The sequence below is a fragment of the Rhodococcus sp. NPDC127593 genome (assembly GCF_042671975.1).
GTDB lineage: Bacteria > Actinomycetota > Actinomycetes > Mycobacteriales > Mycobacteriaceae > Rhodococcus_F.
In genome coordinates this window covers 73339-98972 of record NZ_JBHXWI010000032.1, presented here as the reverse complement: position 1 = coordinate 98972, position 25634 = coordinate 73339, and the positions used below count along the sequence as shown (strand labels likewise).

Below are 25634 nucleotides of genomic sequence, written 5' to 3'. Positions count from 1 at the left end.
AACAGTGCCATGCCAGCGGAGGGCAGCCCGTGAGTGCTGAGACAGTGGGCTCCCAGTCGGCGCCGAGAATGGAAACCGAGGCCGCGCAGATCGTGGGCACCGAGGCCTACCTCGCACAGACCGAACCGGCCAGACCCGCAGGATCACTGCGCGCCTGGCAGCGTCGTGCGCTGACGAAGTATCTGTCCACCGGACCACAGGACTTCCTCGCGGTCGCGACGCCGGGCGCCGGTAAGACCACGTTCGCGCTGCGGGTCGCGTCGGAGTTGCTGCGCGACCGCACCGTCGATCAGGTGACCGTGGTCGCGCCGACCGAGCACCTCAAGCACCAGTGGGCCGAGTCCGCCGCGCGCAACGGCATCGCGCTGGACTCGTACTTCTCGAACTCGACCGGGCAGACGTCCAGCGACTACCAGGGTGTCGTGGTGACGTACGCGCAGGTCGCCTCCCACCCGTTCAAGCACCGGGTCCGCACCGAGAGCCGGCGCACGCTGGTCATCCTCGACGAGATCCACCACGGTGGCGACGCGAAGAGCTGGGGTGACGCCATCCGGGAGGCGTTCGGTGACGCCACCCGCCGCCTCGCCCTGACCGGTACACCGTTCCGCAGCGACGACAGTGCGATCCCGTTCGTGACGTACGAACCCGACCGCGAGGGTCTGATGCGCTCGAAGGCGGATCACTCCTACGGGTACTCGGACGCCCTCGCGGACGGCGTCGTCCGGCCCGTCGTGTTCCTCGCGTACTCCGGCGAGGCGCGCTGGCGGAACAACGCGGGCGAGGAGTTCTCCGCGCGACTCGGCGAGCCGCTCAGCGCGGAACAGACGGCCCGGGCGTGGCGAACGGCCCTGGACCCGTCGGGCGACTGGATCCCCGCGGTCCTGCACGCCGCCGACACCCGGCTCGGCCAACTGCGCACGGGCGGCATGCCCGACGCCGGAGGCCTGGTGATCGCCACCGACCAGACCGTGGCCCGTGCGTACGCGCAGACGCTGAAGGCGGTCACCGGGGAAGACCCGGTCGTGGTGCTCTCCGACGACCCGACGGCGTCCAAGCGGATCGGCGAGTTCGGGGCGAGCACCCAGAAATGGATGGTCGCCGTCCGCATGGTGTCGGAAGGCGTCGACGTTCCCCGTCTGGCAGTCGGTGTGTACGCCACCAGTGCGTCCACCCCGCTGTATTTCGCGCAGGCGATCGGGCGTTTCGTGCGGTCCCGCCGCAAGGGTGAGACCGCGAGCGTGTTCCTCCCGTCGGTTCCGGTGCTGCTCGACCTGGCCAGCCAGCTCGAGGCGCAGCGCGACCACGTGCTCGGCAAGCCGCATCGGGAGAAGGACGGCTTCGACGACGACCTCCTCGCCGACGCGAACAAGCAGAAGGACGAGCTCGGCGAGGAGGAGAAGGCGTTCACTTCGCTCGGCGCGGATGCCGAGCTCGATCAGGTGATCTACGACGGTTCGTCCTTCGGGACGGCCACGTTCTCTGGCTCCGACGAGGAGGCCGACTACCTGGGTCTGCCCGGACTGCTCGACGCCGATCAGATGCGCGCGCTGCTGCGTCAGCGTCAGTCGGAGCAGCTGGACAAACAGGAGCCTGCGCCCGCGCCCGTGCACACACCCGTACCTCAGGTCGCGGACCGGGTGGCCGCCGCCGGACAGCTCGCGCAGCTGCGCCGGGAACTGAACAGTCTCGTCGCGATGCACCATCACAGGACGGGCAAGCCCCACGGCACCATCCACGGCGAACTGCGTCGTGTCTGCGGGGGACCGCCCACGGCGATCGCCACCGTCGAGCAGCTCACCGAGCGGATCTCCACCCTGCGACAGTGGTGATCGGCGTCACCTGGTGACTCGAACAGAAGAGACCGGCGAGTGCAGTGCACTCGCCGGTCTCTTTGCTGAAGAGGTGAGCCTGGGACGGGTCACCCGGGCTGACGTATCAGATTGCAGCTTCGGCTTCGGACACGATCGTGGCGTTCATCTCGCGAAGGCGGTCTGCGTGCTCGTTGGCGTGGTGACCGCAGAAGAGCAACTCTCCTCCGGTCGGAAGAACCGCGCGAACGCGGGCTCCCGCACCGCACCGGTCGCACCGGTCGGCTGCGGTCAACGGGGGGCTGGTCAGTGTTCCGGGCATGACTCCTCCGTACTGGCTTCGACTGAATGCCGAGTGCCTGGGGCCTTGGTCCGCCGCGTCGGGGGTGGCGCGGTGGATCTACTCTGTCAGACGTTTGGGGTTTACGCGTTGTTCCCGACGGCGTTTCTCAGTGTTGCATCACACACGAAACACGCCGGAAACGCGCAGTCAGGGGCGTGACGAGCGCCGATGTGAACAGACCGCGCGGTCCGAGTTCGCTGACAGCTGATTCGTTTTCGGGCTTGACGCTAGTCTCGCTGTGTGAAATCCGAAGACCAGTTGGTCCACATGTGCAGCCGCGAGGAATGGCGCACCGCGGAACGCGAAGGCAGCCGAGTGCCCGCCACGTTCGCGGCGGACGGTTTCGTGCACCTCTCGACGCCCGCCCAGGTGCATCTGCCCGCCAATAGGTTGTTCGCCGGGCGTACGGACCTTGTCCTGCTGAAGCTCGACGCCGCCGCGCTCGGTGCGCCGGTGAAGTGGGAGCCGGGCGTGCCGGCCGATCCCGAGTCGATGCTGTTCCCACACCTGTACGGGCCGCTGCCCGTCACGGCGGTCACCGCGGTCGAGGAGTACCGCCCCGACGCCGACGGAACGTTCCCGGCCCGGCGCTGACGCGAGCCTTCCGCGGTTGATCACACCGATCGGACTACCGTGGAGGCATGAACGTTGAAGTGACGCCACTACCGGGTATCGGGGTGCGTAAGGACTTCGAACTCGCCGCCGGTCGCCGCATCGGTGTCATCACCCACCGTGACGGTCGCACCGATCTGATCGTCTCGAAGGCCGACGATCCCGATGCGTGTGCTGCGTCCGTGCCGCTCACCACGGAGGAGGCGGCAGTCCTCAGTAATCTGCTGGGGGCACCGCAACTGGTGGCGCAGCTGGAGGAGGAACACCGGGACCTGCCCGGAATCCGCACCAAGCAGCTGTACATCAAGGAGGACTCCCGGTTCGACGGCCGGCCGCTCGGCGACACGGCGATGCGCACGCGCACCGGGGTCTCGATCGTCGCGGTCATGCGGGCCGGTCAGGTGTACCCGTCACCGAAGCCCGACTTCCTGCTCACCTCGGGCGACCTCCTGGTCGCCGTCGGAACCACAGACGGACTGGACGCGTCAGCCAAGCTCCTGGCCAACGGCTGACCTTCCCGTGAACACCACCACGCTCGCGCTCATCGAACTGGGCGCGGTGTTCTTCGCGCTCGGATTGCTGGGCCGTCTGGCAGCTCAGTTCGGCATGTCGCCGATCCCGTTCTATCTCCTCGGCGGACTCTGCTTCGGCAGCGGCGGATTCGTCAACCTCGGCGACATCAGCGAGTTCAGCCACTTGGCAAGCGAGATCGGGGTGGTCCTCCTCCTGCTTCTGCTGGGGCTGGAATACACCGCGTCGGAACTCGTCACCGGGCTGCGACGGTCGTGGATGGCCGGTGTCGTGGACGCCGTCCTCAACGCGGCGCCCGGGGCGGTCGTCGCGCTGATGCTGGGGTGGGGGACCACCGGCGCGGTCGTGATGGCCGGCGTCACCTACATCTCGTCGTCGGGCATCATCGCGAAGGTGCTGAGCGACCTGGGTCGGCTCGGTAACCGCGAAACGCCGGTCGTGCTCTCGATCCTGGTGTTCGAGGACCTCGCGATGGCCGTGTACCTGCCGATTCTGACGGCCCTGCTCGCCGGCGTCAGTTTCGCCGGCGGACTCGAGGCGGTGGGCATCTCCCTCGTCGTGATCTCGGTCGTCCTCGTGATCGCACTGCGGTACGGCCGCTACGTGTCCGCCCTGCTGGACAGCCCGGACAGCGAGACCCTGCTCCTGAAGCTGCTCGGTGCCGCGCTCCTCGTGGCGGGGATCAGCTCGGCGATGCAGGTCTCGGCCGCCGTCGGGGCGTTCCTCCTGGGGATCGCGATCTCCGGTACGACCGCCCACAATGCGAGCCGCGTCCTCGAACCGCTCCGCGATCTGTTCGCCGCGATGTTCTTCGTGGTGTTCGGGCTCAACACCGATCCCCGGGCGATTCCGCCGGTCCTCGGCTGGGCCGTCCTCCTCGCGGTCGTCACCGCGCTGACGAAGATGGTCACCGGTGCGTGGGCGGCGAAACAACAGGGCGTCGCGCGTCTGGGCCGGGCCCGGGCCGGGGTCGCGTTGATCGCGCGCGGCGAGTTCTCGATCGTCATCGCCGGCCTGGCGTTGTCGGCCGGAGCCGTGGAGAGCGAACTCGTGGCACTCGCCACCGCGTACGTCCTCCTGATGGCCGTCATCGGTCCGGTGGCGGCACGGGTGGTCGAACCGGTGGCAGGCGCCTGGATCCGGGTTCGCACCAGCGCGTAGCGCGTCACAGACGACAATGCCCCCGGACTCGCTCGGAGTCCGGGGGCATTGTCGTGTGTTCGTCAGTCCAGGTAGTCGCGCAGCACCTGGGACCGGGACGGGTGGCGCAGCTTCGACATGGTCTTGGACTCGATCTGACGGATGCGCTCACGCGTGACCCCGTAGACCTGTCCGATCTCGTCGAGGGTGCGGGGCTGTCCGTCGGTCAGGCCGAAGCGCAGGCGCACGACGCCCGCTTCACGTTCGGAGAGCGTCTCGAGCACCGACTGCAGCTGATCCTGCAGCAGGGTGAACGACACGGCGTCGACGGCTACGACGGCCTCGGAGTCCTCGATGAAGTCGCCGAGCTGGCTGTCGCCCTCGTCGCCGATCGTCTGGTCGAGCGAGATGGGCTCACGAGCGTACTGCTGGATCTCCAGCACCTTCTCGGGCGTGATGTCCATTTCCTTGGCGAGCTCTTCGGGAGTGGGCTCACGGCCCAAATCCTGCAAGAGTTCGCGCTGGATGCGGCCGAGCTTGTTGATGACCTCCACCATGTGCACCGGGATGCGGATGGTGCGGGCCTGGTCGGCCATCGCGCGGGTGATGGCCTGACGGATCCACCACGTGGCGTAGGTCGAGAACTTGTAGCCCTTGGTGTAGTCGAACTTCTCGACGGCACGGATGAGGCCCAGGTTGCCTTCCTGGATGAGGTCGAGGAACGCCATGCCTCGGCCGGTGTAGCGCTTGGCCAGCGACACGACGAGGCGGAGGTTCGCCTCGAGGAGGTGGTTCTTGGCGCGGTTTCCGTCGCGGCAGATCCAGCTCATGTCCCGGCGCTGGGCGGCGGGGAGCTTCTCGCCGGAATCGGACAGTTCCTGCATGATCTGGGTCGCGTAGAGCCCGGCCTCGATCCGCTTGGCGAGCTCGACCTCCTCTTCGGCGTTGAGGAGGGCGACCTTGCCGATCTGCTTGAGGTAGGCGCGGACCGAGTCGGCGGACGCGGTCAGTTCGGCGTCCTTGCGGGCCTGGCGGAGCGCTTCGGACTCCTCCTCGTCCCACACGAAGTCGCCGGAGGCCTTGTCCTTGTCGGACGGCTCCTCGGTCTCCTCGTCTTCGCCGACTGCGACGACCTCGACGACATCGGTCTCGGCCTCGGCGAGGTCGCCCTCGGTGATGTCGATGTCCTCCATGTCGGCGGAGTCTTCGTCGAGGTCCTCGCCGTCCGCACCCTTACCGGCCGTGGCCTTCTTGCCGCCCGCCTTCTTGGCTGCCGCCTTCTTGGCGGGAGCCTTCTTCGCTGCTGCCTTCTTGGCGGGAGCCTTCTTGGCCGCCGGCTTCTTCGCGGGAGCTTCCTCGGCTGCCGGAGCAGTGCCGGTGGCTGCCGCTCCGACTGGTGCTTCCGGTCCTGACTCCGAAGTCGAATCAGCAGTCTGACGTGTATCGGTGGCTGCCACGTACGCCCTTTCGTGACGGTGTCGTGCGGCGTCACGCCAGAGTGGTCATCCGGCGGAGAGGTCTACTGGTTTCGCCGGCGCGCAGCCGGGCTCTTCCATTGTAACGACCCATCCGAATTAGTTACGGGGCGATGCCCGTTTCCACTGCGAGCGCAGCACCGACGATGCCCGCCGTATTCAGCAGCGCAGCAGGTACGACGGGTGTCCTGTTGGTCAGATGCGGGATCCACTTCTCGTTCTTCCGGCTGATTCCGCCACCGGCGATGAACAGATCCGGCCACAGGAGGTTCTCGAACCGGGTGAGGACACGGCTCACCTCGCCGGCCCATTCCTTGTACGACAGATCCTTCTTCTCCTTGACCGAGGACGCCGCCCGGTGCTCGGCTTCCTTGCCGTCCACCTCCATGTGCCCGAACTCGGTATTGGGGAGCAGGACGCCGTCGTGGAGGATCGCCGAGCCGATGCCGGTGCCGAAGGTGAGGAGGATGACGACCCCCTTCGCGTCCTTGCCCGCGCCGAGCGCGTCCTCCGCGATCCCGGCCGCATCCGCGTCGTTGAGGACGGTGACGAGCCGGCCGCCGAGTGCGTCGGCGAACAGCGCGCGGGCGTCCGTCCCGATCCACTTCTTGTCGATGTTGGCGGCGGATCGCGCCACGCCGCCGGTGACGACGCTCGGCAGGGTGATACCGACCGGTCCGTCCCATTCTGCCTGGCGGATGATCTCGGCGACGGTCTCCGCGACCGCCTCCGGAGTGGACGGCTGGGGGGTGAGGAGCTTGATGCGGTCCCCGACGAGCTGGCCCGTCTCGAGATCCACGACGCCACCCTTGACGCCACTGCCTCCGACGTCGACACCGAACCCCGTTTTGGTCATGGCGTGTGCTCCTTCGTGTCGACGACGACGTGTTCTCCGGCGCTCTTCTGCTGCCCGTCACACTAGTGTGTCGACGCGCGTTCGGTGGGCGATGGCACCAGCCGCGCGAAACGTCAGCGGTGGTGTGAGGCAGCGAAAGTGTGTTCCGATGGGTGGGTGCATGCACCCCAGAGTTCAGAGTCCGCGCCAGGCCACGTCGGCACCGATCCCACGCGACTGCTCGAGGTCGCCGTGGCGGTGGCCGAGGAAGCGGCTGCCCACGTCCGGGCGCGACGGCCCGAGGTCTTCGGAATCGTCGGGAAGCGAGCGGGATCCGGCGATTCCGTCGCGTCGAAAAGCACTCCGACCGACCCGGTCACGGTGGTCGACACCGAGAGCGAGCAGGTCATCCGCGACCGTCTCGCACAGCTTCGTCCCGACGACGCGATCCTCGGCGAAGAAGGTGGGGGAGAGGAGGATTCCGTCGCCGAGGTGCGGTGGATCGTGGATCCGATCGACGGCACCGTGAACTTTCTGTACGGCGTCCCCGCGTACGCGGTCTCCGTGGCCGCCCAGATCGACGGGGTGTCCGTCGCCGGGGCCGTGGTCGACGTGGCGGCCCGATCGACCTACGCGGCGGCGCGTGGCGGCGGGGCAACCCTCACCGACGCGGACGGGCGGGTCAGCGACCTCCGGTGCAACCCGGTCACCGACGTGTCGATGGCGTTGCTCGCCACCGGTTTCGGGTACGGCGCGGCGCGGCGCAAGGCGCAGGGCGCCCTCATCGCGGACATCCTGCCGAGGGTGCGGGACATCCGCCGGATCGGCTCGGCGGCCCTCGATCTGTGCATGGTCGCGGCCGGCCGTGTCGACGCTCATTTCGAACACGGGCTGAGCCCGTGGGACTGGGCCGCGGGGTCGCTGATCGCCACTGAGGCGGGGGCCCGCGTGCGAATCCCCTCGCCGCAGACGTCGAGTGCGGACGGCGACGTGGTGGTGGCCGCGGCCCCCGGCATCGCCGACGCGCTGGACGCGCTGTTCGCCGAGATCGGGGTGGACGCCCCGATCCCGGAAGGGTGACCGCCGGTCAACAGCGGGCGGTGCGCGCCGCCTTCAGGAGGTCGATGTCGAGGGGCGCGGGCTGGGTTCCGGGCGGCGGATCCTTCAGGGACCGCAGCACCTCTTCGGCGTCGGTGTTCGGCGAGATCTTGCGGAAGTAGGTGCCGAGGGCGAGGTCGACCGTGTCGTCGGTGCGGGCGTCCTGAATGAGTTCGGTGCACGGGGCCACCAGCCAGAGCGCGCTCGCGGCGGCGGCGCCGTTGGGACCGAACCGCAGCTGCCCCTGGCACTGCATGTTCTGGTCGACGTAGATCGGGTCGTTGCCCGCCTGGACGTCGGGTGCGCTCGCGAACCCGTAGTCGCTGAGCTGGGCGGCGACCTGCGCCGCCTGGCCGTGCTCGCCGTTGGCATTGAACACGCGCACCTTCGTGGCGGACAGCGCGGCAGGCTCCACGTCCCGGAGGGTCGAACCGTCGACTTTCTCGCCCAGCGCCTGCTGCGGTGGGGCCGCGGGGTCGACGGGCTGCGCGGCTGGCTGCGGAGGGTTGCAGTCGACGGTGGTGGCGAGGTCCTCGTCGTCGCCGAGGACGCCGATCCACACGACGGCGCCGAGCAGGGCGAGGATCGCGAACACCACGAGGATCGGCATCGCCCGCCGCCGCCGGAACGGACGACCCTTGTCGTCGAGCGGGCTGCCTTCGGTGATCAGTGAAACCACAGTGTGCCTCGACCTCTCCTACGAACTGCGCTTCGTACGTTGCATCCGTACAGCGCACCGATACAGGGCCCGGCCACACGTCGTGGCGCAGGTTCGGGACCTACCTTAGATCCCTGGCACGTCATAACCCCGAACCCGTCCCCGTAGTGGAATGTCACAGCTTGCTGTGGTGTTGGTGACGATTAGCAGACAATTTGCGCGATCGGTCGATTCGGTTACGACTTTTGTACTTCCTTCGGCTACTGTCTGGCGGCCCCAGTCGTTCAAAGCGTGCAGAACGAGGGTCGGCAGAAGATGACAAAAGAGGCGTAGATCATGTTTCCGGGGCCTGGTTCCGGGCACGAACACATCCGCTGCAGCGTTGTGCAGCCGCAGGGTGTGATCTGCGCCGAGGCGGTTTTCGTGTGGACGGTCGACCAACAATCGGTTCGACGTACCGCACGGGCCGGGATACACCGAAGAGGATGAGGGGAAGGCGACATGGCAACTGACTACGACGCACCGCGGCGAACAGAGTCCGATGAGGTTTCGGAGGATTCGCTGGAGGAACTGAAGGCGCGACGCAACGAGGCGCAGTCGGCTGTTGTCGACGTGGACGAGTCCGACACCGCGGAGTCGTTCGAACTGCCCGGCGCGGATCTGTCCGGTGAAGAGCTCTCGGTGCGAGTCGTGCCGAAGCAGGCCGACGAGTTCACGTGTTCGAGCTGTTTCCTGGTGCACCACCGCAGCCGGCTCGCCAGCGACGCGGGCGGAGTGCTGGTGTGCAGGGACTGCGCGGCCTGAGCGGCGGCGAATACGAGAGGCGGACGGTGGAGACCCACCGTCCGATCAGTCTCCGTCCGCCTGCGGGCGGGCACGGTCGATGGCGGCCAGCAACTCGGCCGGCCGTCGTGTGCTGATCAACCAGTAAGGGGTCGGGTCCTCGGGGTCGTCGAGCACGATCAGTGCCATCGGCTTGACCCACACCCGGTGTTGCACGAAGGCGGCGGGGTCGAGCTGGCGACCGAGAGCCGCACTCTTCGCCGAACCGGGAACCTCGGCGACCCTTGCGATGACATCCAGCGGCAGATGCGCCTGTCCGACCCGCAGATGGACTCCGTTCGGTTCCTCGACGACCTCGACGCGGAGACGGCTGAGCCAGACGAGTCCCCACACGGGCAGGGGCAGCAGGAGAACGTACGGCAGCCACGCGCGCAGTCCCGGCGCACCCATGTGTACCTCCGCGGCGAGCAGACCGGCGACGAACAAGCCCACTGCCCACCACCAGACGGGCACCCACAGGCGCTCGGAGTACAGCACGGGCGAGGTGTTATCGGTGGGCGCGACTTCGGGCCGGGACGTTTGTGACACCCGACCAGGATAGTCGGTGTCTGAGAGTAGGCTCGGTGCACGTGAGCGACCTATCTCCCGGCCTTTCTCCCGCCGCGACCCCCGCCCTTCCGCCCGTCGCCCTCCAGCGGCTGGACCCCGACATTCCGGTACCGCAGCGTGCGCACGACGGCGACGCCGGTGTCGACCTGTGCAGCACCATCGACGTGACCATCGAGCCGGGGCGCCGTGTCCTCGTCGGAACCGGCATCGCGATCGCGCTGCCCCTGGGCACGGTCGGGCTGATCCACCCCCGATCCGGGCTGGCCGCAAAATCGGGTCTGTCGGTGGTCAACACCCCCGGCACCATCGATGCCGGGTACCGCGGCGAGATCAAGGTGTGCCTGATCAATCACGACCTCGAGACCCCGATCGAGATCCGCCGGGGCGACCGGATCGCCCAACTGCTCGTGCAGCGTGTCGAACTGGTGTCGTTCGTCGAGGTCCCGTCGCTCGACGGCACCACCCGCGGCAGTGACGGACACGGGTCGAGCGGAGGCCACGCGAGCCTCGTCGGCAATGCCAGTGAAGGAGCCTGATCATGTTCGGACGTCGTAAGAAGAAGGAAGCCGAGGACGACCGGCCCGGTTTCTTCGAGGACGCCGAGACGGACGCCGAGGCCGGCGACGCCGACGCGGACGACGAGGACGACTACGACGCCGTGACCGAGGTGGACGGCGGTCCGTACGACGCCGACGACCTCGAGTCGGGCGCCGACCTCACCGTCGGTGAGGTGGGGACCCGCCTCGACCTCGGTTCGGTCCTCGTCCCGATGCCGCAGGGCGCCCAGTTGCAGGTCGAGATGGCGCCCGACGGTTCGCCGCAGGCCGTGCATCTCGTCACCCAGCACGGGCGCATCACCGTGGCGGCGTATGCCGCCCCGAAGTCTCCGGGCCAGTGGCGGGAAGTCGCGGGCGACCTCGCCGAATCGTTGCGCAACGACAACGCGACGGTGAGCGTCGAGAGCGGACCGTGGGGACGCGAGGTCTTCGCCGTCACCCCGAACGCCGACCTGCGCTTCATCGGCGTCGACGGCTACCGGTGGATGGTGCGCTGCGTGGTCGCGGGACCGGGCGGTGGCAACACGGCCGACTCGGAGCTCGTCGCGACGGCAAGGGCGATCCTGCGCGACACCGTCGTGAAGCGGGGAAACGAGCCGAACCCGGTGCGGACCCCGCTGCCGGTTGTCCTGCCCGAGGCCCTCGCCCAGCAGCTGGCCGCCGCTCACCAGCAGCAGTTGGCGGAGCAGCAGGGTGCCGTTCCGCAGCAGCCCGCTCCGCAGCAACCGGCTCCGGCGGGCCCGCAGGGCGAGCAGCAGGCGCCCCCCGCGGAGGCCCCGGCGCAGCCGCAGCAGCGTCGCGGCGAATCGGGTTCGGCGATGCAGCAACTCGGTCGCTGATCCCGGTCCCGGAGATTGGACGCTCAGGTCGTGTGCAGGACCGAGTCGAGCGCATCGAGGGTGGCGTAGCCGAGAATTGCCGGGTCGGCGCCGATCTCGTCCAGCGACACCGTGACGAGGCCCGCGTGCGGAAGTCGTGCGCACCACGTGCGGGCGACCTCGAGGGGATGCACGGCGTCGTCGGTGGCGGCGGCGATCCCCACCGGCACCGTGATGCGCTCGAGGTCGCCCACACCGGGGGCGTGGTACTCGGACGCTTCGTCCAGTGCGGCGGGAAGGTGCGGCCACTGCGATCGCCACGATTTCGCCAGTTCCCGGCCCAGCCAGGGCGGGCTGGAGGCGATCATCTCGGCGGTGACCTGTTCGAGGCCGTCCGCCCGCAGCCGGGCCGCGGTGAACCGGGCGCTGGCGGCGGCGGGAGCGTCCGTGGCGGTCCCGGTCCACGCGGGCAGTGCCGCGAGGACCCCGGCGACGTGATCCGGGTGTGATCCTGCCCACTGCAGCGCTACGGCGGCCCCGATGGAGACCCCTCCGACGAGGATGCGGCCGTGCTGCGCGGCCGCGGCGTCGAGCGCGTCGACGTAGCTTCCGACGACTCGCCGGGGATCGGGTTCGACTGCGGCCGTGCGCACTCCACGGCAGGTCAGGGGCTCGGTGAAGGCGCGGGCCACGAAGTCCGCGTCGGATCCCGTACCGGGGAGCACAACGGCCACGGACGGCCGATCATCAGAGGGCATGTGATGATCCTGCCCGGTCCTTCACAGCGCTCTTCCGCTGGTGTGGTTGCCGGGAACCAATGGGTCTACAGTGGCGAATACACAGCCCTACGAGCGGCGCGAAGATCTCGCGTCGCACATGCTCCAGGAGCGCGCAATGGCACCCGCCACGGCAGGATATTTTCGTCGGCTGACTCGCAGGCTCACCGAGGACCTCGAGCAGCTGGACGCCGAGGAAATGGCTGAGACGTCTCAGGCGTCCGGCGCACAACGTGCCTGCGACTGCAGCCGCGGCGAAGAGGTCACCATGCTGGGACGGCTCCGCAGTGTCGAAGCCTGTCCGAAGTCCGGGAACGCCAGCATCGAAGCCGAATTCTTCGACGGCACGGAACAGATCAAGTTGGTGTGGATCGGCCGGCGGAGGATTCCGGGCATCGAACCGGGGAAGACCCTGCTGGTTCGTGGACGTGTCGGCGAACGCGACGGCCAGAAGGTGATCTTCAACCCGTATTACGAGCTGCGCGGCGAATCCTAGGGTCCGTCTCGTGTGGCACTCTCGTTGAGTGACCGAAACGAAGCAGCAATCCATACTCGAACAGCTCGGTGGGCTCAGCGGGCTGATCTATTCGACCCTGCCCATCCTGGTCTTCGTTCCGGTCAACGGTGTGTGGGGCCTGGGTCCGGCGATCTGGGCGGCCCTCGGTGTCGCCGTCGCCATTCTCGTCTGGCGCCTCGTCCGGCACAGCCCCATCCAGCCCGCGGTGTCCGGGTTCGTCGGCGTCGGCATCTCCGCGTTCATCGCCTACCGCACGGGCGATGCCAAGGGATACTTCCTGTTCGGGATCTACACGAGCCTCGCGTACGGGGCGGTGTTCCTGATCTCGATTCTCGTGCGCTGGCCGCTCGTCGGCCTGATCTGGGGATTCCTCAACGGCCACGGCAACCTCTGGCGGCGCCATCGCGGCGCGGTACGTGCCTACGACGTGGCCACCGCCGCTTGGGCGCTGGTGTTCGCGGCGCGGTACCTCGTGCAGTCGCAACTCTACGATTCCGACCAGACCGGCTGGCTCGCGTTCGCGCGCATCACGATGGGCTGGCCGTTGGCGGGATTGGCTCTGCTGGTGACGATCTGGGCTGTGCGCCGGGCCGATCGGATCGTCGAACCGGGACCCTCGGACGACGCCGGCGAACCGACCGACGACACGGAAGCGGGCGGCCCCCGCGACGAGCCCGGCCGCACCTGAGCACGGCCCCTCGCCGGGAACCGTCGAGCGCTGACCGGTTGTGGCGGAGACGAAGCCGCCGAACCGATCAGGCCACGAGGTCCTGGTACTCGGGATGCTTCGACACGAATTTCACGACGTACGGGCACACCGGGCGCACCCGCAGTCCACGGCGGCGGAGATCGTCCAGAGCCGCACTCACGAGCGTCCGGGCGAGTCCGAGTCCCTCGTACTGCGGATAGACCTCGGTGTGAACGAAAACGCGTACGTCCCCGTCGACTTCGTACTGCTCGATTCCCGCGAGTTCACCGTCGGCGTGGATCTCGTACCGGCTCTGCTGCGGGCTGTCGGTGACGACGGTGCTCTCGGGTGTTGCGGTGGTACTCAACGGTTCCTCCGGGTGCCGATCGGTCCCTGCCGGGTCAGGAGAGCCCGACGGCCGCTCGCAGATCGTCCTCGACGTCCACGGACGCGACGAACAGCAGTTCGTCGCCGCCCTCGAGCGGATCGTCCTGCTGCGGCACGATGACTCGTCCGCCGCGGAGGATGGTGACCAGTGCGGCATCGCGGGGCAAGTGCAGCTTGCGGACGGGTTTCCCGGCGAGCGGGGTGTTGTCGGGCAGCGTGATCTCGACGAGGTTGGCCTGCCCCTGGCGCAGTGTCATCAGCCGCACGAGATCGCCGACCGACACCGCCTCCTCCACCAGCGAGGCGAGCATCCGGGGGGTGGAGACGGCGACGTCGACTCCCCAGGACTCGTCGAACAACCACTCGTTGCGGGGATCGTTGACGCGGGCCACCACACGGCTGACCCCGAACTCGGTCTTCGCGAGGAGGCTGAGGACCAGGTTGGCCTTGTCGTCACCGGTGGCCGCGATCACCACCTCGTAGGTTTCGAGGGACGCCGCTTCGAGGCTGCTCAGCTCGCACGCGTCGGCGTGGACCCACGTCGCCTCGGGCACCGACTCCTGCTCGATGTGCTCGAGCTTGCGTTCGATCAGCATGACGTCGTGTTCGCTGCGGACCAGTTCGCGCGCGATCGAGCGTCCGACTGCGCCGGCTCCTGCGATTGCGACTCTCATCGATTGCTTCCGTTCGGGTGGTCGATCGTGAACATTCTCACTGCCGTCTCAGTTCTCCGAAGGCGGGGGATTGCCTGCAAGCGCGACGGCCTCGGCCACCGTTCCCGACACGGCCGCGATGTACACCTGGTCGTCGGCCTGGAAGACGGTCTTGCGGTCGGGAAGGACGCCGGTGCCGAAGCGGATGATGAACGCGACACGCGAATTCGTGGCGGCCTCGAGTTCGGCGACCGGCCTGCCGATCCAATCCTCGTGCAGGGACAACTCGGTGACCGCGACGGTTCCGGACGGATCGCGCCACTTGGCGGTCTGGCTGTCGCGGGTGAGGGTGTGCAGGAAGCGGTCCGTCGACCACGGGACGGTCGCGACGGTGGGGATCCCGAGCCGCTCGTACACGGCGGCACGCTTGGCGTCGTAGATCCGGGCGACGACGCGTTCCACGCCGAACGTCTCCCGGGCCACGCGCGCCGAAATGATGTTGGAGTTGTCTCCGGACGACACCGCGGCGAATGCCTCTGCGCGCTCGATACCGGACTTGACCAGCACGTCGCGGTCGAATCCCATCCCGACGACGGTGTGCCCGGGGAAGTCAGGTTCGAGACGTAGGAATGCGGCAGGGTCGCGATCGATGACCGCGACCTCGTGGCCGATCCGGGTCAGCGAGCCAGCGAGGGATGAGCCGACCCGGCCGCATCCCATGATGACCACATACACCTTGTACTCCGTTCATGGGCTCTGGCGTCACGTCTCGAGTACGTGCGTACCGAATCGAACCGTACAGTGCCCAGGCAGAAGAGCAACCGAGACAGAGATCGCAATCCGGACACATTGGTGGGTGAGGGTCCAGGTTTTCTGCGGACGGCTTACGCTTTGGCAGTGTCAAAGCTCTCGACCGCCACAAAGCGGCTACTGCTAGGCAGACCCTTCCGGAGCGACAAGCTCGGGCACACGCTGCTTCCCAAGAGGATCGCCCTCCCGGTCTTCGCCTCCGATGCGATGTCGTCGGTGGCGTATGCCCCCGAAGAAATCTTCCTCGTGCTGTCGGTGGCGGGCATCTCCGCCTACGCCTACACCCCCTGGATCGGGCTCGCCGTCGCCGCGGTGATGGCGGTGGTGGTCGCCAGCTACCGGCAGAACGTGCACGCCTACCCGTCGGGCGGCGGCGACTACGAGGTCGCGACCGTCAATCTCGGACCCACCGCGGGTCTGACCGTGGGCAGCGCCCTGCTGGTGGACTACGTCCTCACGGTCGCGGTCTCCATCTCGTCGGCCGCGTCCAACATCGGTTCGGCGGTGCCGTTCGTGGCCCAGCACAAGGTGCTGTTCGCGGTCGCGGCCATCGTGCTGCTGACCGCCATCAACTTGCGTGGCATCCGTGAATCCGGTGCCGCCTTCGCGATCCCGACTTACGCGTTCATCGCCGGCATGGCCCTCATGCTGCTGTGGGGGTTCTTCCAGATCTTCGTGCTGGGCGACGACCTGCGCGCCGAATCGTCCGGATTCGAACTCGAAGCCGAGGACTCCCACCTGTACGGGATCGCGTTCGCGTTCCTGGTCGCGCGGGCCTTCTCCTCCGGCTGTGCGGCACTGACCGGTGTCGAGGCGATCAGTAATGGTGTCCCCGCGTTCCAGAAGCCCAAGTCCCGCAACGCGGCCACCACGCTGTTGCTGCTGGGATCGATTGCCATCGTGCTGCTGATGGGCATCATCATCCTGGCCCAGAAGATCGGGATCGTGTACGCGCACAGCCCGGCCGAGCAGCTGATCGGCGCCCCCACCGGGTATCACCAGAAGACTCTGATCGCGCAGATCGCGGAGACGGTGTTCGGCGGTTTCCCCATCGGCTTCTATTTCATCGCCATCGTGACCGCCCTGATCCTCGTGCTCGCCGCCAACACGGCCTTCAACGGATTCCCCGTGCTCGGCTCGATCCTCGCGCAGGACCGCTACCTGCCCCGTCAGCTGCACACCCGCGGCGACCGCCTGGCGTTCAGCAACGGCATCCTGTTCCTGTCCGGGGCCGCGATCGCGTTCGTCGTCCTGTTCGGCGCCGAGGTGACCAAGCTGATCCAGCTGTACATCGTCGGGGTGTTCGTCTCGTTCGTGTTGAGCCAGACGGGCATGATCCGGCACTGGACCCGGCACCTGAAGACCGAGAACGACCCGGCTCAGCGCCGGCGGATGCACCGCTCCCGGGTGATCAACTCCATCGGCCTCGCCATGACCGGCGCCGTCCTCATCATCGTGCTCATCACGAAGTTCGCGGCAGGCGCCTGGATCGCGATCGTGGCCATGGTCGCCATCTTCGTGGTGATGAAGATGATCCGGAAGCACTACGACAGCGTCGCCCGGGAGCTCGAGGAACAGGAATGGGACGGGGTGCTGCCCAGCCGGACTCACTCCATCGTCCTCGTCTCCAAGCTGCACATGCCGACGATGCGCGCGCTCGCCTACGCCCGGGCCACACGGCCGGACACCCTCGAGGCGATCACGGTCAATGTCGACGAACCCGACACCCGGGCACTCGTGCGCCGGTGGGAGAAGAGTGACATCGCGGTGCCGCTCAAGGTGATCGAGTCGCCGTACCGCGAGATCACCAAACCCGTGCTCGACTACGTGCGGCGCGTCCGGAAAGACTCGCCGCGGGACGTCGTCACCGTGTTCATCCCCGAGTACGTGGTGGGTCACTGGTGGGAGCAGATCCTGCACAACCAGAGTGCGCTGCGGCTCAAGAGCCGCCTGCTGTTCCAGCCGGGTGTGATGGTCACCAGCGTTCCGTGGCAACTGAACTCGTCCGAGAAGGCGAAGGCACTGAACATCGAATACACGGCCGGGGCCTCCCGCCGCGGCTACGAACCCGACGACAAGTGACGGGCGAGAAGCGTTGAGTGAGAACTGGTCGGACCGCCGCCTCGAACTGCGGCTGGGCAATCCCGGGCACGGCGGTTTCGTCGTCGCCCGGCACGAGGGCCGCGTGGTCTTCGTCCGGCACGGACTGCCCGGCGAGCGGGTGATCGCCCTCGTCACCGAGGACCGCGGCGGGTCCTACTGCCGGGCCGACGCGATCGAGATCCTCGACGCGTCCCCGGAGCGGGTCAGCCCGGTGTGCCCGGTGTCGGGTCCGGGCGGCGCGGGGTGTTGCGACTTCTCGCACGCGAGCCTGCACGTGCAGCGGGACATGAAGGCGCAGGTCGTGTCCGAGCAGTTGGCCAGGCTCGCGCGATTGCAGCGGGACGTGGACGTCGAGGAACTGCCAGGCACCGGAGACGGCACCGGCTGGCGCACGCGGGTGCGGCTCGCCGTCGACCCGGACGGCCGCCCCGGCTATCACCGGCACCGCAGTTCCGGGATCGTCACGAACCTCGCGTGCCCGCAGATCGACTCGGCCGCCTACGACGGTGTGAGCGAACACGATTGGAAGCCAGGCAGCGAGGTGCAGATCGTTCTCGACAGTGCGGGGGAGCGGCACGTGGTCGAGATCGCGCCGCCGAAGGTGTCGCGGACCGGCCGTACGAGTCCCGGGCGCCGCGGTGCCATGGCGCGCCGCGCCGCAAGCGGTGCGCCGCGCGCCGAGCGGGTGGTCGTCGGATCGGGTCGCCCGGTGGAGCGGGTGCGCGACCGGGAATGGGCACTGGCCGCCACCGGGTTCTGGCAGGCGCATCGCGGGGCCGCGGAAACGTATTCGGCCGTGGTCTCCGAATGGGCCGGGATGTCCGCGGGCGAGACCGCATGGGACCTGTACGGGGGAGTGGGTGTGTTCGCCGCCGCCCTCGCCGGCGGTGCCGGGGCGTCCGGGCACGTGGATTCCGTCGAGTCCTCGCGCCAGGCCGTCTCGGACGGGAAGGCCGCGCTCTCCGACCTCCCGCAGGTGCGCTTCCACACCGACCGGGTCGAGCGCGCGATCTCCGGACTCGCCTCCCCGCCACGGGTCGTGGTGCTCGATCCGCCGCGTGCGGGTGCGGGGCGTGACGTGATCGAGGCGGTCGCCGCCGCGGGCGCCGAACGGGTCGTGCACGTGGGGTGCGACCCGGCGTCGTTCGCCCGCGACATCGGTCTGTACCTCGCGCAGGGATATCATGTCGACGAGCTGCGCGCGTTCGATGCATTCCCTCTCACCCATCACGTGGAGTGCATCGCGTTGCTGACGCGCTGACACCGGGCGCATTGTTGTTTACCGAACGCAACAAAACGTATAGTCGGCCCGCAAGTAGTGGGTGTGTGGGACGGGGACTGGATGTCGGTACAGGCAGATACTGCGCAAGCGCTCGTCGATGCGGTGTTCGCACTCGGGCGATCGCTGCGGGCGGTCGTCTCGGCGAGTGGCGAGACCCCGATCCCGCCCGCGTTGACGAGCGTGCTCTTCGTGCTCGCCGCGCGGGGGGAGTGCCGCCAGAACGAACTGGCCACCGACCTGTGCGTGAGTCAGTCCTCGTTGAGTAGACAGATCTCCGAACTGGTCGACGCGGGATACGTATCGCGCGCCGCCGACCCCCACGACAAGCGTGCCTCCCGCATTCGGGTGTCGCCGAACGGGATGGACATTCTGCGCGAGACGACCGAGCGCCGGGCCGAACGGCTGCGCGGCATGCTCGAAGGCTGGTCCCAGGAACAGGCACTGGCGGCGGTGACGTCGCTGACTCAGCTCAACGACACGTTCGCCGCGTCGGTCCAGCAGCGGGGCCCCCGGGTCTAGACGAGACGCCACCGCACCCGGACGTCGACCCGCGTCGGCTTCTCGCCGCGTTCGACGGCGATCGGGGAGTCGGCCGCCGCGAGCGCCTTCGCAACCGGCCGCGGGGACACGTCACCGATGTCGACTTCCGAGATGTCGAGGACCTCGCCCAGCGCCCGACGCGACAGCGAGGCGTACTGCTCCGCCTTGGCAACAGCATCGGCCCAGGCCCGGTCCCGAGCGGTCGCCGTCAGCGCGGCAGGATCGGAGAAGTCGAATTCGAGTCCGCCGAGACGGATGTCGTCGCCACCCGCGCCGACGCAGGCGGCCACCACCTGCGCCGGCGACGATGCGGACGCCCCCGCCTCGCGGACGGTGATCTGTAGCGTCGTCGCGGCGGTGTAGCCGGTGACCTCGCTGCCCCGGCCCTCGGTCCAGGTGGACTCGGAGTGCACGGAGAGCCCGGTGGTCGCGAGGTCGGGCCCCGAGACCCCGTGCCCGCGCAGGGTGTCCGTGACGGCCGTGGTGGACCGGGCGACGGCCTCGAACGCATCGGCCACTGCGGGGCGCGTCGCGGTCACGGTGACGGTGGCGCGGACGAGATCCGGAACCGCCGACACGATTCCGGATCCCCGTACCGTCACCGATCTCTCGGCGTCATCGGTCGTCGCCACCGTCACGACTTACGGTTGTACAGGCGCATCGTCAGCGGTCCGAAGATCACCACGAAGCCGGCGCACCATCCGAACACGACGGCGAGATCCGCGATCTCCACCGTCCCGGCCATGAGCCCGCGAATGGATGTCACCAGCTTGCTGATCGGGTTGACGCCGACGAACGCCTGCAGCCAGCCCGGCATGGTCGCGGGGTCGACGAAGATGTTGCTGGCGAAGGTCAGCGGGAACAGGATGAACATCGACACGCCCATGACCGCCTGCTCGGTGCGCATGAGCATCGCGAACATCGTCCAGATCCAGGACAGGCTAAACGAGAACAGCAGCAGCAGGCCGATCGACGCCACCACACCGACGAGACCGCCGTCCGGGCGGAACCCCAGGACGAGCCCCAGGATCAGGACGATGATCGAGGCGATCGTGTAGCGGACGACGTCACCGAGCAGCGCGCCCACGAGTGGGGAGGGACGCCAGATCGGGAGCGACCGGAACCGGTCGAAGACACCCTTCTCGATGTCCTTGTTGAGCGTCAGGCCGGTGTACATGGTGATCATGACGACCGTCTGCACGAGGATGCCCGGCAGCAGGAACTGGACGTAGGCGCTGGTCGAACCGGCCAGCGCGCCCCCGAAGAGGTACGTGAACATCAACGTGAACATGATCGGGAACATCGTCACGTCGAACAGTTGCTCGGGGACGTGCTTGATCTTGAGCAGAGCCCGCCAGCCGAACGAGAGGGAGGTGGACCATGCAGTGGGTCGCGCGGGCCTCGGGCCGGGCATCTTCAGGACGTCGGCGACAGCGCTGGCGGTGTCGGCGGTCCGGTCGGTGGTGGAGGTCATGACGCATGCTCCTCGGTGGGTCGGCCGGTGAGGGTGAGGAAGACTTCGTCGAGGCTCGGCTGCCCCAATGCGAATGTGCTGACGCCGATTCCGGCGTCGTCGAGTGCGGGCAGAGCCCGCGAGACCCGGGCCGGGTCGTCGATTCGCGCGGTGAGGGCGGCCGGATCGGCTTCTTCGATGATCGGCACGTCGAGCACGTCCCGCAGCAGCGCCGCCGCTGCGGGACGGGTGGCGATGTCGGTGACCCGCACGTGCAGGGCACCCGATCCGACGGAAGCCTTCAGTTCGCCGGTGGTGCCCTCGGCGATCACCTTGCCGTGGTCGATGACGGCCACCCGGTCGGCGAGTTGGTCGGCCTCGTCGAGGTACTGCGTGGTCAGCAGCACCGTCGTGCCGCCGGCGACCAGTGCGCGGACGATCTCCCACACCTGATTGCGGCTGCGCGGGTCGAGACCGGTGGTGGGCTCGTCGAGGAAGATCATCTCCGGAGTGACGATGATGCTGGCCGCGATGTCGAGCCTCCGGCGCATACCGCCGGAGTAGTTCTTCACCTGCCGGTTGCCCGCTTCGTCGAGCCCGAAGGCGGACAGCAACTGTTCGGACCGGGTGCGGGCCGCCGCGCGGGAGTACCCGTACAGCCGGCCGAGCAGCAGCAGATTCTCGCTGCCCGTCAGATCCTCGTCGAGCGAGGCGAACTGTCCGGTGAGGGAGACTTTGCTGCGCACGGCGTCCGGTTCGCTCGCGACGTCGTGCCCCAGCACGGTGGCCGTTCCACCGTCGAGGGGCAGCAGCGTGGCCAGCATCCGGATCGCGGTGGTCTTGCCCGCGCCGTTCGGTCCGAGGACGCCGTACACGCCCCCGAGGGGGACCGCCAGATCCAGGCCGTCGACCGCGTGGGTGGATCCGAAGGTCTTGACGAGTCCCGTCGTCTCGATGGCCAGCTTTGTCGCTGTGAGCATTGCACCCTGCTTTCGATTCGCGCGTCGTCGATTCCGAGCCCCCAGCCTGTCCGATTTTTCCGATTCGGGCAATGGGTTTTCCCACGGACCGATCAGAGTCCGTCGCCCTGACGCAGCAGCGACCGCAGCATCACGTCGAGCTGCTCGTAGGCGCCCGCCGCGAGACGCTCGAGCAGTGCCAGCTTGAGTTTCGGTTCCTCCGAGGCCATTTCGGCATAGCGCTCGGACGTCAGCACCGCGACCGTCACGGGCGTGTCGGCTCGCACGTCGTTGAGGAAGCGGGAGTCGAGCATCATCGTCATCTCCCCGAAGCTCATCCCCGCCGACAACGTCATCATCCTGTGCACCGCACCCGACTGGTCGGTGACGGTGGAGCTCACCTGCCCGGACAGGATGAGGAACAGCCCGCAGGCGCGGTCGCCCCGATGGATGAGGAGCTCACCGCGAGCGTAGGAGCGGGTGACGAGGTCGCGGGTGAACCGCTGGAGCTGCTTCGCGCTGAGGGCGGACAGCATGGGATGCTCGGCGATCGTGACGGACGACTCCTGACGGGCCGTGCTGCAGTGGTGTTCGAGGAGGATGTCCTCGCACCACTGCACAGCGGCATCGAGGTCGGCGAACACCCGGCCCGCCCTCCCCACCAGGTCCGAGCGGGTGTTGCCGAGCAGACCGGCCGGGTCGACGAACGCGATCGCACACCCGTGATCGGCGAGGCCGGCCCGCAGTGTCTCGAACATCCGGCGCGCGACCCCGCTGACGTCGTCGACGCGCCGGACGTCGACCACCACCACCTCCAGGTCCTCCTCGACGCCGCCGATCTCGCGGACGGCGCTCTCCGCGCCGGCGAAGAGCAGATCCCCGTGCAGCTCGTAGATGCGGCTGCGCTTGCCGACGTCGTCGAGTGCGGCGCGCTCGGCGGGTGACCGCCGCATCCGCGACGGGGCGTCCGACACGGAGTATCGGGCGCGGACCGCGGCGCGGGCGGCGCGGGTGACGTGCAGGAAGTGCAGTTCCAGCTGGTTCGACAGGGCCCGGCACGCCTCGACTCCGCGGACGCTGTTGCCGTGGGAGTCGAGGCGTGGTGAGTAGATCGCGATCCCGATCTGCCCGGGCAGGACGGCGACCACCCCGCCCCCGACGCCGCTCTTGGCCGGCAACCCCACCTCGTACACCCATTTGCCTGCGGCGTCGTACATGCCGCACGTCGACATCACGCTCAGGACCCGCTCGACGAGAGCTGGTTCGAGAACGGTCTCCCGGGTGACGGGGTTGACGCCGTTGTTCGCCATCGTCGCAGCCATCACACTCAGGTCCCGGCACGTCACGTCGATGGAGCACTGACGGAAGTAGAGGTCGACCGCCTCGTCGGGGTCGCCGGTGATGATGTCGAACGAGCGCAGCATGTGGCCGATGGCCCGGTTGCGGTGCCCGGTCCGTGACTCGGACTCGTACACCGACCGGTTGAACGTCAGGTCCCGTCCCGCGTACCGGGAGTACGTGGCCCGGATCCGTTCGAACCGCGTGTCCAGGTCGGGCCCGGCCACCAACGACGCCGCGGTGATCGCCCCCGCGTTGATCATGGGATTGCGTGGTCGCTCCGTCCGCGGGTCGAGGCTGATCTCGTTGAACGGTTCCCCGGACGGTTCGACGTCGATCTTCTCGGCGACGGCGCCGGACCCGCGATCGGCGAGCGCCAGGGCGTACGTGAACGGTTTCGAGATGGACTGGATCGTGAACGGCAGGCGGGTGTCGCCGGCCTCGTACACGTAGCCGTCCACGGTGGCGATGCAGATTCCGAACGAGTCGGGGGGGACCGCGGCGAGTTCGGGAATGTAGTCGGCGAGCTCGCCGCTGCGGTTCTCCCGGGTCGCGGCGAAGACTTTCCCGATCAGCGCGTCCACGACGGTGCTCATGAGTCGACCCTAGAGGCTGTTCACGGAGCTGTCGGGTGTTCCGACGGGCCCGTCCGGCGGCACAATTGTGTGAAGCCGGTCACGGTCGTGGCCGGGATGCCCGAGGACGAGCCCGCGCTACGCGACCGCACCGGCCCATACCGCGTGTCCCGCACTCCGGCGGCTCCGTAGACTGGTTCCACTGTGACGTGACACGAAGCCACGGCAGAGGCACGCAAGGCGGCGTGCATCACGGAGGGAGCGATCTCGTTGGGTGTTCTTGCCCGTATCCAGACGCCTGACGATCTTCGTCAGCTGAATTCGGCGGAGATGAAGCAGCTCGCCGCGGAGATCCGTGAGTTCCTCGTGCAGAAGGTCGCGGCGACCGGTGGGCATCTCGGCCCCAACCTGGGCGTCGTCGAGCTGACCCTCGCGTTGCACCGCATCTTCGAGTCGCCCGCCGACCCGATCATCTTCGACACGGGCCACCAGGCGTACGTCCACAAGATCCTCACCGGCCGCAAGGACGATTTCGACTCGCTCCGCAAGCAGGGTGGCCTGTCCGGATACCCGTGCCGGGCGGAGAGCGATCACGACTGGGTCGAGTCCTCGCACGCGTCGGCGTCGCTGTCGTACGCGGACGGCCTCGCCAAGGCCTTCGAACTGACCGGTCAGGACCGCCACGTCGTCGCCGTCGTCGGTGACGGTGCGCTGACCGGCGGCATGTGCTGGGAGGCCCTGAACAACATCGCGGCCGGCAAGGACCGCTCGGTGGTCATCGTCGTCAACGACAACGGCCGCTCGTACGCGCCGACCATCGGTGGTCTCGCCGACCACCTCGCCGCCCTCCGCCTCCAGCCGGGATACGAGCGCATCCTCGACAGCGGGCGCCGGATGGTGAAGAAACTTCCCTGGGTGGGCCGCACCGCCTACTCGGTCCTGCACGGCATGAAGGCGGGCCTCAAGGACGCCGTCGCCCCGCAGGTGATGTTCACGGACCTGGGCATCAAATACCTCGGACCCGTCGACGGACACGACGAGGCCGCGCTCGAATCCGCGCTGCGCCGCGCGAAGGCGTTCGGTGGCCCGGTCATCGTCCACGCCGTCACCCGCAAGGGCATGGGTTACGCGCCCGCCGAGAACCACGTGGCCGATCAGATGCACTCGACCGGCGTGATCGACCCGATCACGGGTAGGTCGACGGGGTCGGCGTCCGCCGACTGGACGTCGGTGTTCTCGGCAGAGCTGATCGATCTGGCGAGCCACCGGCAGGACATCGTGGCGATCACAGCGGCGATGGCGGGCCCAACCGGTCTCGCCGCGTTCGGCGAAAAGTACCCAGACCGGATGTTCGACGTCGGGATCGCCGAGCAGCACGCCGTCACGTCGGCGGCCGGCCTCGCCCTGGGCGGTCTGCACCCGGTGGTCGCGGTCTACTCGACGTTCCTCAACCGCGCGTTCGATCAGCTGCTGATGGACGTGGCGTTGCTGAAGCTTCCCGTCACCCTCGTGCTCGACCGCGCGGGTATCACCGGAAACGACGGCGCCAGCCACAACGGCATGTGGGACATGTCGCTGCTGGGCATCGTCCCCGGTATGAAGGTCGCGGCTCCCCGCGACACCGTCACCCTGCGGGAGGAACTGGGCGAGGCACTGGCCGTCGACGACGGCCCGACCGCGCTCCGGTTCCCGAAGGGCACGGTCTGCGACGACGTGCCCGCGGTGAGCCGCCTCGACGGCGTCGTCGACATCCTTCGCGCCCCCTCCGGGCGGAACGACGTGCTCATCGTGTCTGTCGGCGCGTTCGCCGGTCTCGCGCTCGCCGCGGCGGAACGCCTGGAACAGCAGGGCATCTCGGCGACCGTCGTCGACCCGCGGTGGGTCCTGCCGGTCCCGGAGTCACTGGTGAAGCTCGCCGAGGACTACACGATGGTCGTCACCGTCGAGGACAGTGGACTGCACGGCGGTGTCGGTTCCACCGTGTCGGCCGCGCTGCGGTCGGCCGGGGTCGACGTCCCCTGTCGTGATCTCGGCGTTCCGCAACGGTTCCTCGACCACGCGTCGCGCGCGCAGATCCACGCCGAGTTGGGCCTCACCGCGCAGGACGTCGCCCGGCAGATCACCGGATGGTTCGCCGGCCTCGGGAACCTGCGCCCCGAGCAGCAGAACGGCGTCGTCGCCGACCTCGATGCGCAGCGCGCGGAGAACAGCGGCCAGTAGGACCGAGCGCCCCACACGGAAATCCGGCCGAATCACACTGTGATTCGGCCGGATCCGTTCGTGCCT

General features: G+C 68.3%; 27 protein-coding genes. 14 read left to right on the top strand and 13 right to left on the bottom strand.

The genetic code is table 11. The annotated features are described in order from the left end of the window. Positions 1 to 68: 68 nt before the first annotated feature. Positions 69 to 1829, top strand: a complete 1761-nt coding sequence (locus ACFVJ3_RS28090) for a DEAD/DEAH box helicase (RefSeq protein ID WP_378455188.1) — start codon at positions 69 to 71, stop codon at positions 1827 to 1829. 106 nt (positions 1830 to 1935) lie between these two features. On the opposite strand, the gene ACFVJ3_RS28085 is transcribed toward ACFVJ3_RS28090, so the two are convergent. Continuing rightward, complete coding sequence (locus ACFVJ3_RS28085) at positions 1936 to 2130, bottom strand: hypothetical protein (RefSeq protein WP_005240831.1); 195 nt, start codon at positions 2128 to 2130, stop codon at positions 1936 to 1938. A 261-nt stretch (positions 2131 to 2391) separates the two neighbouring features. On the opposite strand from ACFVJ3_RS28085, the gene ACFVJ3_RS28080 reads away from it, so the two are divergent. The 3 genes from ACFVJ3_RS28080 to ACFVJ3_RS28070 are packed head-to-tail and all read left to right on the top strand — an operon-like array spanning position 2392 to position 4455. Further along, complete coding sequence (locus tag ACFVJ3_RS28080; RefSeq protein ID WP_378455169.1) at positions 2392 to 2745, top strand: DUF952 domain-containing protein; 354 nt, start codon at positions 2392 to 2394, stop codon at positions 2743 to 2745. A gap of 47 nt (positions 2746 to 2792) precedes the next feature. Then, positions 2793 to 3275, top strand: a complete 483-nt coding sequence (locus tag ACFVJ3_RS28075) for a cation:proton antiporter regulatory subunit (protein WP_005240833.1) — start codon at positions 2793 to 2795, stop codon at positions 3273 to 3275. A gap of 7 nt (positions 3276 to 3282) precedes the next feature. Beyond that, complete coding sequence (locus tag ACFVJ3_RS28070; RefSeq protein ID WP_378455168.1) at positions 3283 to 4455, top strand: cation:proton antiporter; 1173 nt, start codon at positions 3283 to 3285, stop codon at positions 4453 to 4455. Positions 4456 to 4517: 62 nt separating this feature from the next. On the opposite strand, the gene ACFVJ3_RS28065 is transcribed toward ACFVJ3_RS28070, so the two are convergent. Both ACFVJ3_RS28065 and ppgK read right to left on the bottom strand, forming a co-directional pair. Continuing rightward, the gene (locus ACFVJ3_RS28065; RefSeq protein ID WP_378455167.1) at positions 4518 to 5891 is read right to left on the bottom strand and encodes an RNA polymerase sigma factor; all 1374 of its coding nucleotides are present in this window, start codon (positions 5889 to 5891) and stop codon (positions 4518 to 4520) included. A 121-nt stretch (positions 5892 to 6012) separates the two neighbouring features. Beyond that, positions 6013 to 6765, bottom strand: a complete 753-nt coding sequence (gene ppgK / locus ACFVJ3_RS28060; RefSeq protein ID WP_378455166.1) for a polyphosphate--glucose phosphotransferase — start codon at positions 6763 to 6765, stop codon at positions 6013 to 6015. A 156-nt stretch (positions 6766 to 6921) separates the two neighbouring features. Between ppgK and ACFVJ3_RS28055 the strand changes: the two genes are divergently transcribed. Beyond that, a complete protein-coding gene (locus ACFVJ3_RS28055) occupies positions 6922 to 7824 on the top strand; it encodes an inositol monophosphatase family protein (RefSeq protein WP_378455165.1) in 903 nt (300 codons plus the stop codon). Positions 7825 to 7831: 7 nt separating this feature from the next. Here ACFVJ3_RS28055 and cei read toward each other — a convergent pair whose 3' ends face one another. Next, complete coding sequence (gene cei / locus ACFVJ3_RS28050) at positions 7832 to 8521, bottom strand: envelope integrity protein Cei (RefSeq protein ID WP_378455164.1); 690 nt, start codon at positions 8519 to 8521, stop codon at positions 7832 to 7834. Positions 8522 to 9001: 480 nt separating this feature from the next. Between cei and ACFVJ3_RS28045 the strand changes: the two genes are divergently transcribed. Further along, positions 9002 to 9304 carry a DUF4193 domain-containing protein gene (locus ACFVJ3_RS28045; protein ID WP_005240850.1) on the top strand — a complete coding sequence of 101 codons (303 nt, stop codon included), beginning with the start codon at positions 9002 to 9004 and terminating at the stop codon, positions 9302 to 9304. 45 nt (positions 9305 to 9349) lie between these two features. Here the strand turns inward: ACFVJ3_RS28045 and ACFVJ3_RS28040 are convergent, their stop codons facing one another. Then, positions 9350 to 9820 (bottom strand): DUF3093 domain-containing protein, encoded by a 471-nt coding sequence (locus ACFVJ3_RS28040; RefSeq protein WP_378455187.1) that lies wholly within the window; start codon positions 9818 to 9820, stop codon positions 9350 to 9352. A gap of 86 nt (positions 9821 to 9906) precedes the next feature. On the opposite strand from ACFVJ3_RS28040, the gene dut reads away from it, so the two are divergent. Continuing rightward, positions 9907 to 10428 carry a dUTP diphosphatase gene (gene dut, locus ACFVJ3_RS28035; protein WP_025432405.1) on the top strand — a complete coding sequence of 174 codons (522 nt, stop codon included), beginning with the start codon at positions 9907 to 9909 and terminating at the stop codon, positions 10426 to 10428. A 2-nt stretch (positions 10429 to 10430) separates the two neighbouring features. Further along, positions 10431 to 11288, top strand: a complete 858-nt coding sequence (locus tag ACFVJ3_RS28030) for a DUF3710 domain-containing protein (RefSeq protein WP_378455163.1) — start codon at positions 10431 to 10433, stop codon at positions 11286 to 11288. A 23-nt stretch (positions 11289 to 11311) separates the two neighbouring features. On the opposite strand, the gene ACFVJ3_RS28025 is transcribed toward ACFVJ3_RS28030, so the two are convergent. After that, a complete protein-coding gene (locus ACFVJ3_RS28025) occupies positions 11312 to 12025 on the bottom strand; it encodes an alpha/beta fold hydrolase (protein ID WP_378455162.1) in 714 nt (237 codons plus the stop codon). Positions 12026 to 12161: 136 nt separating this feature from the next. On the opposite strand from ACFVJ3_RS28025, the gene ACFVJ3_RS28020 reads away from it, so the two are divergent. Together ACFVJ3_RS28020 and ACFVJ3_RS28015 are read left to right on the top strand one after the other, a co-directional pair. Further along, a complete protein-coding gene (locus tag ACFVJ3_RS28020; protein ID WP_005240856.1) occupies positions 12162 to 12539 on the top strand; it encodes an OB-fold nucleic acid binding domain-containing protein in 378 nt (125 codons plus the stop codon). Positions 12540 to 12567: 28 nt separating this feature from the next. Then, positions 12568 to 13248 (top strand): DUF3159 domain-containing protein, encoded by a 681-nt coding sequence (locus ACFVJ3_RS28015; protein WP_378455161.1) that lies wholly within the window; start codon positions 12568 to 12570, stop codon positions 13246 to 13248. Positions 13249 to 13315: 67 nt separating this feature from the next. On the opposite strand, the gene ACFVJ3_RS28010 is transcribed toward ACFVJ3_RS28015, so the two are convergent. From ACFVJ3_RS28010 to ACFVJ3_RS28000, 3 genes are read right to left on the bottom strand one after another with little or no spacing between them, the layout of a single operon-like run. Beyond that, positions 13316 to 13615, bottom strand: coding sequence for a GNAT family N-acetyltransferase (locus tag ACFVJ3_RS28010; protein WP_378455160.1), 300 nt, complete (start codon positions 13613 to 13615; stop codon positions 13316 to 13318). Positions 13616 to 13649: 34 nt separating this feature from the next. Beyond that, entirely contained in the window at positions 13650 to 14309 is a 660-nt protein-coding gene (locus ACFVJ3_RS28005) for a potassium channel family protein (protein ID WP_378455159.1), read from the bottom strand. 48 nt (positions 14310 to 14357) lie between these two features. Next, positions 14358 to 15023: a potassium channel family protein gene (locus ACFVJ3_RS28000; RefSeq protein WP_378455158.1), complete on the bottom strand. Its 666-nt coding sequence runs from the start codon at positions 15021 to 15023 to the stop codon at positions 14358 to 14360. Positions 15024 to 15185: 162 nt separating this feature from the next. On the opposite strand from ACFVJ3_RS28000, the gene ACFVJ3_RS27995 reads away from it, so the two are divergent. The 3 genes from ACFVJ3_RS27995 (at position 15186) to ACFVJ3_RS27985 (ending at position 19002) form a co-directional block, all read left to right on the top strand. Further along, entirely contained in the window at positions 15186 to 17180 is a 1995-nt protein-coding gene (locus ACFVJ3_RS27995; RefSeq protein ID WP_378455157.1) for an APC family permease, read from the top strand. Between the two features lie 13 nt (positions 17181 to 17193). Then, entirely contained in the window at positions 17194 to 18462 is a 1269-nt protein-coding gene (locus ACFVJ3_RS27990; RefSeq protein WP_378455156.1) for a class I SAM-dependent RNA methyltransferase, read from the top strand. Between the two features lie 81 nt (positions 18463 to 18543). Further along, positions 18544 to 19002: a MarR family winged helix-turn-helix transcriptional regulator gene (locus ACFVJ3_RS27985; RefSeq protein WP_378455155.1), complete on the top strand. Its 459-nt coding sequence runs from the start codon at positions 18544 to 18546 to the stop codon at positions 19000 to 19002. Here the strand turns inward: ACFVJ3_RS27985 and ACFVJ3_RS27980 are convergent. The 4 genes from ACFVJ3_RS27980 to glsA all read right to left on the bottom strand — a co-directional run bounded on the left by ACFVJ3_RS27980 (position 18999) and on the right by glsA (position 23369). Then, a complete protein-coding gene (locus ACFVJ3_RS27980; protein WP_378455154.1) occupies positions 18999 to 19661 on the bottom strand; it encodes an SIMPL domain-containing protein in 663 nt (220 codons plus the stop codon). The two genes, ACFVJ3_RS27985 and ACFVJ3_RS27980, sit on opposite strands and share 4 nt — an antisense overlap. Next, a complete protein-coding gene (locus ACFVJ3_RS27975; protein ID WP_378455153.1) occupies positions 19658 to 20497 on the bottom strand; it encodes an ABC transporter permease in 840 nt (279 codons plus the stop codon). The genes ACFVJ3_RS27980 and ACFVJ3_RS27975 overlap by 4 nt, the downstream gene beginning before the upstream one ends. After that, a complete protein-coding gene (locus ACFVJ3_RS27970; protein ID WP_378455152.1) occupies positions 20494 to 21456 on the bottom strand; it encodes an ATP-binding cassette domain-containing protein in 963 nt (320 codons plus the stop codon). The genes ACFVJ3_RS27975 and ACFVJ3_RS27970 overlap by 4 nt, the downstream gene beginning before the upstream one ends. 92 nt (positions 21457 to 21548) lie before the next feature. Then, a complete protein-coding gene (glsA, locus tag ACFVJ3_RS27965; RefSeq protein WP_378455151.1) occupies positions 21549 to 23369 on the bottom strand; it encodes a glutaminase A in 1821 nt (606 codons plus the stop codon). Between the two features lie 249 nt (positions 23370 to 23618). On the opposite strand from glsA, the gene dxs reads away from it, so the two are divergent. Then, positions 23619 to 25568 (top strand): 1-deoxy-D-xylulose-5-phosphate synthase, encoded by a 1950-nt coding sequence (dxs, locus tag ACFVJ3_RS27960; RefSeq protein WP_378455150.1) that lies wholly within the window; start codon positions 23619 to 23621, stop codon positions 25566 to 25568. Positions 25569 to 25634 lie beyond the last annotated feature (66 nt).

Bases quoted from the DNA above. Each gene is read 5' to 3' on its own strand.
- ACFVJ3_RS28090 (WP_378455188.1), top strand. From the start codon at position 69: ATGGAAACCGAGGCCGCGCAGATCGTGGGCACCGAGGCCTACCTCGCA.
- ACFVJ3_RS28085 (WP_005240831.1), bottom strand. From the start codon at position 2,130: ATGCCCGGAACACTGACCAGCCCCCCGTTGACCGCAGCCGACCGGTGC.
- ACFVJ3_RS28075 (WP_005240833.1), top strand. From the start codon at position 2,793: ATGAACGTTGAAGTGACGCCACTACCGGGTATCGGGGTGCGTAAGGAC.
- ppgK (WP_378455166.1), bottom strand. From the start codon at position 6,765: ATGACCAAAACGGGGTTCGGTGTCGACGTCGGAGGCAGTGGCGTCAAG.
- ACFVJ3_RS28045 (WP_005240850.1), top strand. From the start codon at position 9,002: ATGGCAACTGACTACGACGCACCGCGGCGAACAGAGTCCGATGAGGTT.
- ACFVJ3_RS28030 (WP_378455163.1), top strand. From the start codon at position 10,431: ATGTTCGGACGTCGTAAGAAGAAGGAAGCCGAGGACGACCGGCCCGGT.
- ACFVJ3_RS28025 (WP_378455162.1), bottom strand. From the start codon at position 12,025: ATGCCCTCTGATGATCGGCCGTCCGTGGCCGTTGTGCTCCCCGGTACG.
- ACFVJ3_RS28020 (WP_005240856.1), top strand. From the start codon at position 12,162: ATGGCACCCGCCACGGCAGGATATTTTCGTCGGCTGACTCGCAGGCTC.
- ACFVJ3_RS28005 (WP_378455159.1), bottom strand. From the start codon at position 14,309: ATGAGAGTCGCAATCGCAGGAGCCGGCGCAGTCGGACGCTCGATCGCG.
- ACFVJ3_RS27985 (WP_378455155.1), top strand. From the start codon at position 18,544: ATGTCGGTACAGGCAGATACTGCGCAAGCGCTCGTCGATGCGGTGTTC.
- ACFVJ3_RS27975 (WP_378455153.1), bottom strand. From the start codon at position 20,497: ATGACCTCCACCACCGACCGGACCGCCGACACCGCCAGCGCTGTCGCC.
- ACFVJ3_RS27970 (WP_378455152.1), bottom strand. From the start codon at position 21,456: ATGCTCACAGCGACAAAGCTGGCCATCGAGACGACGGGACTCGTCAAG.
- glsA (WP_378455151.1), bottom strand. From the start codon at position 23,369: ATGAGCACCGTCGTGGACGCGCTGATCGGGAAAGTCTTCGCCGCGACC.